The sequence below is a fragment of the Candidatus Chloroploca asiatica genome (assembly GCF_002532075.1).
GTDB classification, from domain to species: domain Bacteria; phylum Chloroflexota; class Chloroflexia; order Chloroflexales; family Chloroflexaceae; genus Chloroploca; species Chloroploca asiatica.
In genome coordinates, this window is record NZ_LYXE01000080.1 from 67,911 (window position 1) to 80,575 (window position 12,665).

General features: G+C 58.3%; 9 protein-coding genes. 5 read left to right on the forward strand and 4 right to left on the reverse strand.

Annotated elements, in window-relative coordinates; genetic code table 11:
* Positions 1-8: 8 nt before the first annotated feature.
* From A9Q02_RS09570 to A9Q02_RS09590, 5 genes are all read left to right on the forward strand, one after another.
* The gene (locus A9Q02_RS09570; RefSeq protein ID WP_141508807.1) at positions 9-1,235 is read left to right on the forward strand and encodes a glycosyltransferase family 4 protein; all 1,227 of its coding nucleotides are present in this window, start codon (positions 9-11) and stop codon (positions 1,233-1,235) included.
* 196 nt (positions 1,236-1,431) lie between these two features.
* Positions 1,432-3,300: a glucosyl-3-phosphoglycerate synthase gene (locus A9Q02_RS09575; protein ID WP_097652354.1), complete on the forward strand. Its 1,869-nt coding sequence runs from the start codon at positions 1,432-1,434 to the stop codon at positions 3,298-3,300.
* A gap of 7 nt (positions 3,301-3,307) precedes the next feature.
* On the forward strand, positions 3,308-4,987 hold the full coding sequence (locus tag A9Q02_RS09580) for a sugar phosphorylase (protein ID WP_216361490.1): 1,680 nt from the start codon (positions 3,308-3,310) through the stop codon (positions 4,985-4,987).
* Between the two features lie 390 nt (positions 4,988-5,377).
* Positions 5,378-5,953 carry a LemA family protein gene (locus A9Q02_RS09585; RefSeq protein WP_097652356.1) on the forward strand — a complete coding sequence of 192 codons (576 nt, stop codon included), beginning with the start codon at positions 5,378-5,380 and terminating at the stop codon, positions 5,951-5,953.
* 5 nt (positions 5,954-5,958) lie between these two features.
* Positions 5,959-6,963: a DUF3137 domain-containing protein gene (locus A9Q02_RS09590; protein ID WP_097652358.1), complete on the forward strand. Its 1,005-nt coding sequence runs from the start codon at positions 5,959-5,961 to the stop codon at positions 6,961-6,963.
* A 104-nt stretch (positions 6,964-7,067) separates the two neighbouring features.
* Here A9Q02_RS09590 and A9Q02_RS09595 read toward each other — a convergent pair whose 3' ends face one another.
* The 4 genes from A9Q02_RS09595 to A9Q02_RS09610 form a co-directional block, all read right to left on the reverse strand.
* Complete coding sequence (locus A9Q02_RS09595; protein ID WP_097652360.1) at positions 7,068-7,358, reverse strand: nucleotidyltransferase family protein; 291 nt, start codon at positions 7,356-7,358, stop codon at positions 7,068-7,070.
* Positions 7,359-7,700: 342 nt separating this feature from the next.
* Positions 7,701-8,813, reverse strand: a complete 1,113-nt coding sequence (locus A9Q02_RS09600) for a M24 family metallopeptidase (protein ID WP_097652362.1) — start codon at positions 8,811-8,813, stop codon at positions 7,701-7,703.
* Between the two features lie 31 nt (positions 8,814-8,844).
* Positions 8,845-10,311: a potassium/proton antiporter gene (locus tag A9Q02_RS09605; protein WP_097652364.1), complete on the reverse strand. Its 1,467-nt coding sequence runs from the start codon at positions 10,309-10,311 to the stop codon at positions 8,845-8,847.
* Positions 10,308-12,443: a monovalent cation:proton antiporter family protein gene (locus A9Q02_RS09610; RefSeq protein ID WP_245860482.1), complete on the reverse strand. Its 2,136-nt coding sequence runs from the start codon at positions 12,441-12,443 to the stop codon at positions 10,308-10,310. Before A9Q02_RS09610 ends, A9Q02_RS09605 begins: the two co-directional genes overlap by 4 nt.
* Positions 12,444-12,665: the final 222 nt, after the last annotated feature.

The following is a 12,665-nucleotide window of genomic DNA, read 5'->3' on the forward strand; positions in this document are numbered from 1 at the left end:
TGGAGACGGTGGCTATCTTGCACTACGCTGGTCCGCCTTATGTTGGTGGGGTCGAAATAACCATGGCCGCCCATGCACGGGTGCTAGCCGCCAACGGATATGCCGTGCGCATGCTTACAGGCAAAGGTGATGCGACTGGTTCCAGCCTTACCCAGGTGACCATCCCTGAGCTTGCCTCACGTGGGGCGTTGCTTGAAACAATTGCCCGTGAGTTGGCGCAAGGCCAGGTCAGCGCGACCTTTGAGGCCCTGGTTGATCAGTTGAGTACCCGCCTCGCCGAAGCCCTCCTCGGTGTCAAGGCCCTGATTGTCCATAATGTGCTCAGTCTGCACAAAAATCTCGCTTTTACCGCTGCGCTGCACCGTCTGCACCACAGCGGTCTCCTGCCCCCCATGCTCGCCTGGTGTCACGATTTTGCCTGGCTCGATCCCCTCTATATGTCCGACCTTCACCCTGGCTATCCATGGGATCTCTTGCGTCAGCCATGGCCGGGGGTGCGTTATGTTGTGGTCTCGGAAGATCGACGGGGGATGCTGGCAGGTCTGCTTGGCCTTGATCCCGCCGAAGTGACGGTCGTCACCCCCGGGGTCGACCTGGCAGCGATGCTTCATCTCGGGCCAACGACGATGGATCTGGTCGACCGCCTCGGCCTCCTCAACGCCAATCCGCTTTTGCTCTTGCCTGCACGGATCACCAGGCGCAAAAATATTGAACTGGCGATCACGCTTACCGGAAGTTTGCAAGCCTATGGGTATGCGCCACACCTGGTCATCACCGGGCCACCAGGGCCACATAACCCGGCTAATGCCGCCTACCTCGCTGAATTATTCGCCGTCCGCGAAGCCTCTGGGGCCAACGTTGCCTTTCTCTATGAAGCCTATACCGATGCGGCAGGGCAGCCGCTGCCCGTTTCCGACGCGATGGTCGCGGATCTCTTTCGTCTGGCCGACGGGCTCCTCTTTCCGAGTCGCTACGAGGGTTTCGGCATCCCCATACTCGAAGCTGGTCTGGTCAATCTGCCCATCTTCTGTAGCGATATTCCGCCCCTGCGGGCGACCGCTGGCAATGCCGCCACCTATTTCCAGCTTGATGAACCACCAGACCAGATCGCCAGGCGTATGGCGTCCGTGTTTGCCGCCGATCCACGCACCGCCCTCAAACAGCGTGTGCGGACACACTATACCTGGGAGGCAATCTTTCACCGTGAGATTGCGCCCTTGCTTGCTGATGGGTAAGCCCGTCACTAGGCAACTGTGGTCACAACCCTAACTAGTTTGTAACGTACGTTTTCTGGGATTGTGTCACCCTGAGCGCAGCCAAGGGTCTCAGGCATTCAGACGGCAGAGATGCTTCGCTGCGCTCAGCCTGACAAGGGTGCAAGCATATCAAGCAACGTACGTTACAGACTACTAACTACGGCGAGAGGAAATTATGACTCAGATACACAATGGGAATGGTGATTTTGTGGTGCTCATGCCAGCCCGTGACCCTGATAAGGTTCAGGTGCTGTTGCCAACCGCTGCGGCCCTCGCCCATCATCACAATGGGCGTGTGATTATCCTCGGCATTGCCCAGGTTCCCGAAGGTCAACCGTTGAGCGATGGGATGCTCGAAACCCGTCGCATCCGCGCTGGCTATGATACCCTCCGTGACTTGAATGCCTCGGGGGTTCCGGTCAGTACGATGATTATGGTGGCCCACGATCTGACCGAGGGCATTCGTACTGCCGCCAAAGAACAGGCCGCTGGAATGATTTTGCTCGGCTGGCAGGCCGATCAGTCTTCGTCGGAACGTCTCTTTGGACCACCAATTGATACGCTGTTGCGTGAACCGCCCTGCGATGTGGTGGTGATCCGTCTGCAAGATGGCGAGCGCTGGCGTCGCGTGCTCTTGCCGGTACGCGGTGGCCCCCATACGCCGCTGGCCTGCGAGGTCGCGCTGGCCCTGGCTGAACAGCACGAGGCCGCGATCAGTGTGCTCTATGCCGCAAATCCGCGTATGCCCGATAATGTCGCTGTGCGCGAGAGCCTCCAGGCCCTCCGTACGATGCCGCGGGTCACGCGCTGGCTCGAACGCACGATTCCCGCCGAACAGGCGATCCTTTCTGAGGCCCCTGACCATCAGGCGATTGTGCTCGGGGTTACAGGACGTCAGGGCGATCCCGAAGCCCCGCTTGGCCCCCTTGCCGACCGGATTTTGCGCCACGCTGATAGCACCGTCGTCCTCGTTCGCCACCGGATGGCCCAGGCCGAAGAACGCGCCCAGCAGATCTGGCAGCAGCATCGCGATCTCTCGGCAACCGTCGATCGCTGGTTCGCCGAAAACACTTTTAGCTCCTCTGAGTTTGAAGATCTGCAACGCTTGCTCGCGCTCAAGCAACAGCAGGGGGTGACGATTAGTCTGGCCCTGCCAACGCTCAATGAAGAAGAGACGATCGGGCCAATTATCGAGCAGTTGCAAGCTCAACTCGTCACCAATACCCCCATCCTTGACGAACTGGTCTTGATTGATAGTGGCTCTGATGATCGTACCCGCGAGATCGCCGCTAGCCTCGGCGTTCCTGTCTATGTCCATCAAGAGATTTTGCCCCAGTATGGGTCTTTTGTCGGCAAGGGCGAGGCGCTCTGGAAGAGTCTCTATGTACTCAATGGTGATCTGATTGCCTGGTGCGATACCGATATCAAGAATTTCCATCCCCGGTTTGTCTTCGGCGTGCTTGGCCCTCTGCTCCGCGATCGCCGCCTCGTCTATAGCAAGGGCTTTTATCGCCGCCCGCTCCAGTTTGGCGATCAGTTGACCGCCAGCGGCGGTGGACGCGTGACTGAGTTGACTGCACGCCCACTCCTCAATCTCTTCTACCCCGAGCTCTCGGGCATGCTGCAACCTCTGTCGGGTGAGTATGCCGGACGGCGCACCGCCCTCGAGCAGATTCCCTTCTTTACCGGCTATGGCGTTGAAACCGGGATGCTGATCGATCTCCTCGAACAGTATGGCCTCGGTGCGCTGGCCCAGGTTGACCTGCTCGAACGGGTGCATCGCAATCAAACACTGGTCTCGCTCTCGAAGATGGCCTTTGCAATCACCCAGGTGGTCATTCAACGCATGGAACAGCGCCAGCGTGTCAGCCTGCTTGAGCCAGTCAATCAAACCATGAAGCTGATTACCCAGCGCGACGACGGCGGCTTCCACCTCGAACTCCGCGAAATTCGTGACCACGAGCGCCCAGCTATGGTGGACATCCCAGAGTATCGCCGTCTACGCGGGATCGAAAGTGAAGCTGAACCGCGTCAGGAAGGGTAAAGCAACGATGCGTGAGACCTCCCAGAACCGGATCGAGGCGCTGCTCGCCTCACTCTACGGGGCAGACGTGGGCCAGTTAACCAGTCAGCGCTTGCTGACCATGCTTCAGGCCTATGCCATCCGCTGCCCCCAACACAGCCCCGCCCGCCCGGCCGATGAACGCCTGACCGCCGATGATATCATTCTGATTACCTACGGCGATCAGTTCCGCAAGCCAGACCACACGCCGTTGCAGAGCCTGGCCTCGGCACTGGACGGCCCTTTTGCCGCTATTGTCAGTGGCGTTCACCTCCTGCCCTTCTATCCCTACACCTCTGACGATGGCTTTTCGGTGGTTGACTATACGGCCGTTGACCCTGCCCTCGGCACCTGGGACGACATTGAGGCGTTACGGGCCAGGTATCGCCTGATGTTCGATGCTGTGGTCAATCATATTTCGGCCAGTAGCACCTGGTTTCGCGATCTGCTCGCAGGCGTACCCGGTGCCGAAGAACGTTTTCTCAGCCTCGATCCCAACACCGATCTCCGCCAGGTCACCCGCCCCCGTGTCTCGCCGCTCCTCACGCCCTTCAAGACGCCGACAGGGGTGCGACATATCTGGACAACCTTCAGTGCCGACCAGATCGATCTCAATTTTGCCAATCCCGAGCTCTTGCTCGAGATGACCGCCGTGCTGCTGGAGTATGTCGCCAAGGGCGCCAGTTTGATCCGGCTTGATGCGATCGGTTATTTGTGGAAGGAGGTCGGCACGCGGTGCATCCATCTCCCCCAGACGCATCAGGTCGTCCAACTCTGGCGGGCGATCCTCGATCACGTCGCCCCCGATGTGCTGCTGATCACCGAGACCAACGTGCCCCATGCCGATAATGTCAGCTATTTCGGCGACGGTAGCAACGAGGCCCAGCTTGTCTACCAGTTCCCTCTGGCCCCCCTGGTGCTGCATAGCTTCGCAACCGGCGACGCCCGTCAACTCAGCGGTTGGGCCGCTGGGTTAAGCCTACCATCGTCAACGACAACCTTCTTCAACTTCCTCGCTTCGCACGACGGCATCGGCGTGGTGCCTGCCACCGGCATCTTGAGTCAGGCCGAGATCGGGGCGCTCTGTGGCCAGATCGAGAGCCACGGTGGGCGTGTCTCGTACAAATCCAACCCTGACGGCTCGCAGAGTCCCTACGAGATCAATAGCACCTGGTTTGATGCGCTCTCTGACCCGGCGAGCGACGAACCGATGACCCGCAAAATCGACCGCTTCATCGCCTCGCAAGCGATCATGCTGGCCCTCCAGGGCGTCCCCGGGGTCTACATCCACAGCCTGGTCGGGTCAGGCAACTATCACCCCGGCTTGCAAGCCAGTGGCATCCACCGACGACTCAACCGCGAAAAATGGGATCTCGCCGAACTAACGGCGCGGCTCGCCGATCCTACCCGACGTGAAGGAACAGTGCTCGCCCGCATGGCTCACCTTATCCGCACGCGCCGCGCTGCACCCGCCTTTCACCCCAACGGCAGCCAGCAGATCCACGATCTCGACCCCGCCATCTTCGCCGTCGAACGCCACGCACCCGACGGCAGCCAGCGCATCCTCTGTCTTCACAATGTCAGCGCCACAACCCGGCAGATCACCCTGCCAACTGGCACAACATGTACCCTGGAACCATACCAGGTACGCTGGCTCACCGTGAGCTAGCAAAGTGGTTGTCACTTCAGCAAAACGCACAATGCACCACAGGGCAGAGCAGCGGCACGCCCATGACCCTCACCGGCTCAACATGTACCCTGGAACCATACCAGGTACGCTGGCTCACCGTGAGCTAGCAAAGTGGTTGTCACTTCAGCAAAACGCACAATGCACCACAGGGCAGAGCAGCGGCACGCCCATGACCCTCACCGGCTCAACATGTACCCTGGAACCATACCAGGTACGCTGGCTCACCGTGAGCTAGCAAAGTGGTTGTCACTTCAGCAAAACGCACAATGCACCACAGGGCAGAGCATACGCTCTGCCCTGTGGTGCAACATTTCCCGCACAATGTTCGTTGTATTAGTACATCGCCTTGTACATAAGGAGAATTTCATCATGGGCGGATCTCTCATCTTTATCTTCTTGATCATCATCGTCGTGGCCGGTGCTGTCACGTTCCTGGTGCTCTACAACAGTCTGATTGGCAAACGCAACCAGGTTGATCAGGCCTTCGCCAGTATTGACGTGATGCTCAAAAAACGCTACGACCTGATCCCGAACTTGATCGCGACCGTGCAAACCTACATGGGCCACGAACGTGCGTTGCTGACTGAATTGACCGAGTTGCGCACGCGAGCGATGGCCGGCGATATTACCCCTGAACAACGCGTCGCAACCGAGAATCAGATCAGTGGCGCAATTGGGCGTTTGATGGTGTCTGTTGAGAATTATCCCGATCTGAAATCCAGTCAGAACTTCTTGCAACTTCAGGCAAGCCTGAACGAGACCGAAGAGCAGATCTCGGCTTCACGGCGAGCCTACAATGCCGCGGTCACCGACTACAATAATGCCGTCCAGATGGTGCCGACCAATATCATTGCCGGCATGATCGGGATGCAGCCGCGCACGCTCTTTGTGGCCGCCGAAGCCGAGCGCCGCAATGTTGATGTGCAGAGCATGTTTCAGAGGTAAAGGCCATGACTGATCGTGCAACAACCCTTGCATCACTCTACGAACGCGAGTTGCAACCTATAGCAACTGAGCTAGAGCAGCAACGGCGCAATATCCGTCAGCGTGCGATGGTCGTAGGGCTAGGCTTGTTTGGCGGCACCGCCATCCTGCTCCTCCTTAGTCTGATCATCGTGCCAACAAGCTTCTTCTTCTTCCTTGCCTTCGGCCTCATTGCCCTTGCCGTTGTTGCCTGGAATGCGCTTATGAATGGAGCGTTTCAGAACTATCGCCGCTCCTTCAAAGACAATGTCATCACCCGCCTCGTCAAGCTCGTTGACGAGTCACTGCTGTACGCCCCGGGCCAGGGCATCTCGCGTGATGAGTTCCGTGCCAGCCAGTTGTATACCCGCGACATCGACCGCTACAACCGCGAAGATCTCTTTTATGGGATGGTCGGCGCAACGGATATCCGCTTTTCCGAAGTTCACGCCGAGTACAAGCAGACGACAACCGACTCGAAGGGCAATACGACCACAACCTACCACACCATTTTCAAGGGTATCTTCTTCATTGGCGATTTTCATAAGGATTTTCTCGGCCAAACGATCGTCATGCCAAGTGGCGGCAGTGGTCTCTTGGCCGACTTCGGGCGCACCCTGCAAAACTTTGGCACGACCCTGATCGGTCAGGGCGACCGCATCGTCCAGCTTGAAGATCCTGAGTTTATGCAACTCTTCTCGGTGCGTTCCACCGATCAGGTCGAGGCGCGTTATATTCTTTCCACAAGCCTAATGCGCCGCCTGATCGAGTTTCGCACCCGCCTCAACACGCCAATTGCGGTCTCATTTATCAATTCCAACATCTATATCGCCATCCCAACCACCAAAGACCACTTCGAGCCACCCGGGCTCTGGTCGGGCAATGCGCAACTCTCGATGGAACAATTCGAGACCTATCTCGAAGATATTCGCCTCGCCGCAGCGATTGTCGAGGATCTTAACCTCAACACACGCATCTGGAGTAAACAGTAAGGTGGAGTGGTCATACCAACGTCCCCTTCAACGCCCGCAACTGTGGCAACTCGGCAAAACCGATCATATCGTCGAGGTAAAACTCCCATGGGCGGTGCGCCGGATCAGACATGAATAGCTTCCTTCTCGATCGTCGGTCGCAACTCCGACCGGAGGGCCTTTTCCGTGACCAGATCGACTGGGCAGCCAAACAGGTCTTCCAGGTAGAACTGCACCCCAAAGTACCGCGCCGAGGTAGCAGGCCCATCGAAGGCCACCAGAATATCAATGTCGCTATTGGGGCGCGCTGCATTGCGTGCGGTAGAGCCGAAGAGAGCCAGACGCACGACACCATAGCGCTCCATAAGCATAGGCTTGACCCGTGTCAGTAACTCAAGAACCTGCGCTGCATTCATAAGTGGTTTCCTTTAGGCAGGGAAGCCTCCGGTGGGTAAAACGTTCAAGAATCGCTCTGTTCTATTATATATACATTGCAGCCAATTGCTGTTGCAGCTTCCCCGCCGCCGTCGCGCTGATCAGGCGCTCCTTAACCAAACGCTCAACGATACCAGAGAGCAGAAGATGACGTAGCTCTTTTAACGCCCTCGCGTAAGGCGATACGCTTCACCCCTTGTCTTCAGCATAGTGCGCGTCGGCTTGATGCACGCGAAGCCGCGAAGGCGTGAGTCCCCCCTTCGCGCCTTCACCCCTTCGCGTGAGTCCCCCTTCGCGCCTTCGCGCCTTCGCGTGAGCCCCCCTCACAACACAAGCAACTCCCGCGAGAACGTAGTCAGGCTACGCGCACCATCAGCCGTAAGCACCATATCGTCTTCGATCCGCACACCAAACCGACCAGGCAAATAAATCCCCGGCTCGACCGTAAAAGTCGTGCCCGCCACCAGAGGCTGATCACTCCCAGCCACAATCTGCGGCAACTCGTGGGTCTCAAGCCCAAAGCCATGGCCCGTACGGTGAATGAAATAATCTCCATACCCCGCTTGCGCAATAACGTCGCGGGTGGCCGCATCAATCGTTGTACCAGTTACCCCAGGGCGACAGGCGGCTCGTCCAGCAGCATTCGCCCTCCGCACCAACTCATACACCTCACGCGCCTCGGGCGTTGGCTCGCCAAGCGCCACAGTACGGGTGATATCAGACACATAGCCACGATACCGTGCCCCACAGTCGATAATAATCAGTTCACCCTGTTGCAACGGGCGGTCACTGTTCAAATGATGCGGACTCGCCCCATTGGGGCCTGAGGCCATCAGATTCGCAAAACTCTCTTCGTCGGCACCGGCGGCGATAATGGCATCGGTGCAGATCCGCGACAGAGCGCGCTCGGTCATGCCCGGCTTGATCTGCGCCAGCACGCGCTGCAGGGCCGTCTCGACGATCTGCACGGCCCGTTCGATCAAAGCCAACTCGTCGGCATCCTTCACCATCCGCAATCCAGCAAAAAGGTGGGTGGCATCATACGTCACCACCCCCGGCATCACCGCCTCGAGCGCACGCAGGTGCATCACCGTCATCGTGGCTGGCTCAATCGCCAGACGCAACTCACGGGCGTCACGGCCAAACGCTGCCGTCACTGCCGCCGCAAGCGCCGCCAATGGCCCATCCTGGTCAGCCCACGGAAACAGACGCACAGGCACCTCCGCGTTTGTCTCGGCCTGCATCTGTTCCAGGGCAGGCACAACCAGGCATGGTGACGCACCACTGGTCGGAATGAGCGTCAGGTTCAAGCGTTTGCCATGATGAAAATTCAGCCCGGTAAAATAGTACAGATTCGCATCAGGGGTCAACACCAGTCCACCGAGGTCCAGCGCCTCAACCTCCGTCACCATCCGTTCGATTCGTCGCTTATGCATCGTCGCGCCATCCTTCCCGCTCCATGCATCCCTACTTCAGCACCAACTCACCCCGTGCATGCAGTTCCTGAACTCTCGGCAACATTTCGGGCGTGGCTAGCACCAGCAGATGATCATCAGGCAGCAGCACCGTTCCACCATTGGGAATCAACAACTCTTCGCCTCGTTGGATCTGCACCACCAGCAAGCCCCGCGGCAGATCGAGTTGAATCAAGGATTTGTTGACCACCGACGAGTCGGCAGGCACAACAATATCAAGCATACGACTCCGCAGGCTCACATCAGGCACATAGGTCTGCGTCTCAGGTGGGCGCGGACGATCCGCATTGAGCTTCAGCCATCTGGCGACATGGCTGATCGTCATCCCCTGGAGCAAGACCGAGACAAGCACGATGAAAAAGACGAGGTTAAAGACCATCCCTGCGTGAGGCACCCCGGCAAGCAAGGGAAAGGTCGCCAGGACAATAGGCACAGCCCCACGCAACCCCGCCCACGAGACCATCAGGATCTCGGCGGGGCCACGGCGAAACCAGATCAGCGAGGCAAAGACACTCAGGGGGCGCGCCACAAAGGCGAGAAAGAGCGCCAGCAACAACCCACTCCCAGCCACCGGAATAAGTTGGGCAGGAAAAACCAGCAACCCGAGCGTCAGAAACATCGCGATCTGCATCAGCCAGGCAACGCCATCATGAAAACGCAAAATCGAGCGCTTATGCACAAGATTATAGTTGCCAATGACAATGCCAGCCAGATAGACCGCCAGAAAGCCATTGCCCCCAATCAGTGACACGAGCGCGTAGATCATCAGCGTCAGACCGAGCGTCAAGACAACATACAAACCCTCTTGCTGGAGCCGAATGCGGTTAATGATCATCACCGCTAACCGGCCAAGTCCATAGCCACCCAGGGCACCAAGACTCATTTGCAGCAGAAAACTGGGCACCAGATCAAGCAGCGAGCCATTGGGGTTGAGCAGCAAACCGGTCAAGCCCAACGTCAAAAAGACCGCAATCGGATCGTTCGAGCCTGACTCTAGCTCAATCAAGGGCTCCAGATTATGTTTGAGATTGACGCCGCGCTCGCGCATCACGGCAAAGACAGCCGCCGCATCAGTCGAAGAGACAATGGCCCCAATCAAGAGGGCTTCGAGCAGGCTAAACCCAAGCAGCCACATCGCAAAAAAGCCGACAATGACCGCACTGAGCAGCACGCCAAGGTTCGCTAACACCATACCCTGCCCAAGCACTGGCCGAATGGCCTTCCAATCGGTATCGAGGCCCCCCGAAAAGAGAATATAGATCAGCGCGATCACGCCAACCGTCTGGGCAAGTTGGTAATCGGCAAACGCAATACCCCCAGGCCCCTGGCTCCCAGCGAGAATGCCGATGGTTAAAAAGAGGATCAACCCCGGCACGCCAAACCGATTCGAGGCACGCGTGGCAATAATGCTTAAGATGAGTAGACCAGCCGCAATGAGCAACGACCATTCTATGCTCATACCGTCACCCCGTCAGCATTATCATCGACCCTATGCGCCACAGGTTGCCCCTGCACCACAGGCGCAAGCGCACTCAGTTGCTCGGCATCGCCAATCACGCCCACAAGATCCCCAACCTGAAAGGTTGTGCTTGATTTGGGATTCGCGATCAGTTGCTTGGCGCGAATCAAAGCAATCACCGAAGCCCCCGTGCGTGCCCGCAAATTTGCCTCGGCTAGACTCAAGCCCACAAGCGAACTCGTATGCCCCACCGTGAACCAGACAATCTCCATGCCGCGCACCGTACGCAGCAACTGTTCAAGCACCTGCTGTTCTTCCGGCGTCGAAATCGACGTATCATAGCGATCACGCCGCACCGCATCGGCATAACGTTGCACCTCACCCGCCGGGTATCCCAGGCTCAACAGCGTGTGGCGCATCACTTCTAGCCCACCTTCAAGCTCGGGATGGATGACGTCCCTGGCCCCAAGGTGGGTCAGCCGTTCAATCCCCGAGGTCGTCGCCGCCCTCGCGATCACCGGCAAATGCGGCGCCAGATCCTGCGCAGCCGCCACAACAATCTCCGAAGCCGCCTCGTCGGGCAGCGTCACCACAAGCGCACGGGCCTGTTCAAGGCGCGCATGCGTTAATACCTCAGAATTTGCCGCATCACCATAGAGCGTCGGTACCCCACGCGACTCGAACTCGGCGGCCCGTCGCGCATCAATTTCAACCACAAGATGAGGCACACCGAGGTGCTTCAACACATTAATGATATGCTCGCCCACCCGCCCATAACCAACGACCACCACATGCTCAGTTATCGATTTCGCCAGTGGATCAGGTGGGGGAGGATGGCGGTCCAGCAAGGCCCAGAACGCAGGAATCCGCTGGAAAAAGCGCTCGGCATAAGGAACCGCACGAAACATCAACGGGTTAACCATAATCGACAGCAGTGCGCCCGCAAGCACCAGTGCGTACTGTTCCGGACTCAACACGCCCAACATCACCCCGGCCTGACCCACAATAAACGCAAACTCACCAATCTGGCTCAACCCGGCTGCCACCACCAGCGCAATCCGCCCACTAACCGGCAAGATCAACCCGAGGCTCAAGGCAATGACGGCGCGTCCAACGACAATTAAGGTCGTCACAAGCAAGACATCCCCGGCATGGTTGAGCAAATAGAGCGGATTGACGAGCATCCCAACCGACACAAAAAAAATGACCGCGAAGGTCTCGCGGAAGGGTAACACTTCATTGCCAACCTGAAGGCCAACCTCCGACTCGCCGAGCACCACCCCGGCGAGAAAGGCCCCCAGGGCCAGCGAGACCCCAAAGAGCGTGGCTGCTCCAAACGCAATGCCGAGTGAAACCGCAACTGCCGCAAGGATAAAGAGTTCACGCGAGCGCGTCCGCGCAATGCGAATCATCAACCAGGGCATCACCCGCGCCCCCACAAAAAGCATCAAGCCAATAAAGGCCGCTGCCTTGAGCAGGGCGGTTGTCACTGCGACCCACGACGACTCATCAGTTGATCCACTGACCACCAGCGTAGGGAGCAACACCAGAATCAACACCGTCGCCAGATCCTCAAGTACCGTCCAGCCAACAACAACGCGCCCTGCATCGGTATTCAGCAACCCGTTATCCATCAGCCCACGCATCAAGACAACCGTACTCGAAATCGAAAGCGAGAGTCCAAAAACAAGACTTGCCCCAAAAGACCACCCCCACGCTTGCGTTAGCCCAAAGCCAAGCGCAACGACGGTGATCATTTGCAGGATCGCACCAGGGATCGCAACCTGACGCACAGCCCAGAGATCTTTGAGCGAAAATTGCAGCCCAACGCCGAACATCAAAAAAATGACGCCGAGTTCAGCGAGTTGGCTGATTTCGCCCACATCACCAACAAAGCCAGGCGTAAACGGGCCAATCACCATACCAGCCAAGAGATAGCCCACAATCGTCGGCATCCCAAGACGACGTGCGAGCAAGCCACCGGCAAAAGCCGCCACAATGGCAATGGCAATATTAGCAATGAGCGAGATGTCGTGTTCCATATGCAGCAAACGGTAACATAGCGGATCGCGATTGTCAATCAGCGTAGGGCCGAAGCTCAGGGCGATTGCATCATACGAAACCGGATACAAAAAGCCAGGGCACCCGCCAGGGGTGCCCCTACCGGACGGGTGCCGGCCCCAATGTAGGGGCACCCCTTGCGGGTGCCCTGGCGGGTGCCGGCCCCAATGTAGGGGCACCCCTTGCGGGTGCCCTGGCGGGTGCCCTGGCGGGGTGCCCTGGCGGGTGCCCTGGCGGGTGCCCTGGCGGGTGCCCTGGCGGGTGCCCTGGCGGGTGCCCTGGCGGGTGCCCTG